At 57.9% G+C, this 1546-nt stretch carries 2 protein-coding genes; both read left to right on the top strand.

Translation table 11 applies throughout. From position 1 onward, the window contains the following. Nucleotides 1-513 (top strand): chemotaxis protein CheW (locus AC1DWI_RS22665; protein ID WP_477725848.1); only part of this gene is annotated, 513 nt, incomplete at its 5' end. 31 nt (nt 514-544) lie between these two features. After that, nucleotides 545-1546: type IV pili methyl-accepting chemotaxis transducer N-terminal domain-containing protein (locus AC1DWI_RS22670; RefSeq protein WP_477725849.1), on the top strand; the 1002-nt coding region annotated here is incomplete at its 3' end.

A 1546-nucleotide genomic window follows, 5' to 3' on the forward strand; every position in this document is an offset into this window, starting at 1 on the left:
CTTAGAGAGCTACAAACCCGGCTGGCCGACAGGTTGCAGATTGCGCGGACGCAAGGCGTTGCCGCGTCCTGGCTGGCCGTGGAGGCTGGCGGGAAGAAATACCTGTTTCCCCTGAGCCAATCCGGTGAAATTTTCCCGTGGGTCAGTACGCAGCCTGTTCCGTATACGCAAGCCTGGTTCGCCGGTGTTGCCAATTTGCGCGGCGGCCTGTTTGGTGTCGTGGATCTGGCGAGTTACGTCAGCGGCAAAGCACCCCCTCCCAAAAACGAGCTTGCACGCACGGATTCCAGGCTTGTTGCACTCAACAGTGCCCTGGAAGTTAACTGCGCATTGCTGATCGACAAGCTGTCCGGGCTGCGCAATCAGGAGGCGTTCAGTGATTTTTCCGAAAAAGCGCCCGACGCGCCCGATTTCTTTGGCAACCAGTACGTTGACCTTAATGGTGCGACCTGGCAGGAAATCAACCTTCAGTTGCTTGCCCAGCAAGCGCATTTTTTGACGATAGGCGCATAGCGCACACTGTTTCTCTCCCGGAAGGCTCACCATGTCTGTTATTGAAAATATCCAGAAGCTATTTAAAACCAAGCCCGATCAGCCCGAGGACAGCATGGACATGGCTTCCGTCGGTACGCCAGATCCTCTTGCGACCGGAGCCATGGATCAGGCTGCGCTTCAGACCGCAGCGATTCGGCAGCCGGGTGGAAATGACGATGCTTTCGCGCCCAGCCGCATGGCGACCGCCGAGGACGGCGCACCTGCGGTAAATCAAGAGCTGCTGCGTCTGCCTTTATTGGGCCGCAGGACCATCGGTCAGCATCAGCGGGTGCTGGTGTTTTTCCTCGCCGTCGCGGTGGCTGTCCTGGGTACGGTGACTTTCCTGGCGCTGAGCCAGGCGGATAAAGTGGCTCAACAGGTGGCGGCCACCGGGCAGTCTTTGATGCAGTCGCAGCGTCTGGCGAAATCGGTGTCTCAGGCGCTGGTGGGCAGTGCCCAGGCCTTCCCTGACGTGCGTGAGAGTTCTGACGTACTGGCAAAAACCGTGCGCGGACTGAAATCCGGTGAAGAAAGTCTGCGTCTGGCGYCAGTGAGTGATGACCTGCAATCTGACGTGGAAAAGGTCACGCCTTTCATGGAGCGCGCTGAAAAGAACGCGAAAACCGTGATGGGTCAGCAAAATATTCTGACCCAGGTGGGCAACGCCCTGCGCACCATTAACCGCCAGTCTTCGGATTTGCTGGAAATTGCAGAAACTGTTTCGTCACTCAAACTCCAGCAGAATGCGGCGCCGGCTGAAATTTCGGCATCCGGTCAGCTGGTGATGTTGACCCAGCGGATTGGTAAGTCTGCCAATGAGTTCCTGACCATGGAGGGCGTGAGCCCTGAAGCCGTGTTCCTGCTGGGCAAGGATTTGAACTCGTTCAAGGAAATTGCGCAGGGTTTGCAGGAAGGCAGCCCCGAGTTGCGCCTGGCCGGCTCCAAAGATCCGCAAACGCGCGAGCGGCTGGAAGCCCTGATGGCGCTCTATGAGCAAACCCGTGTGCAAGCT

The organism is Polaromonas sp. P3_C2, from assembly GCF_056402675.1.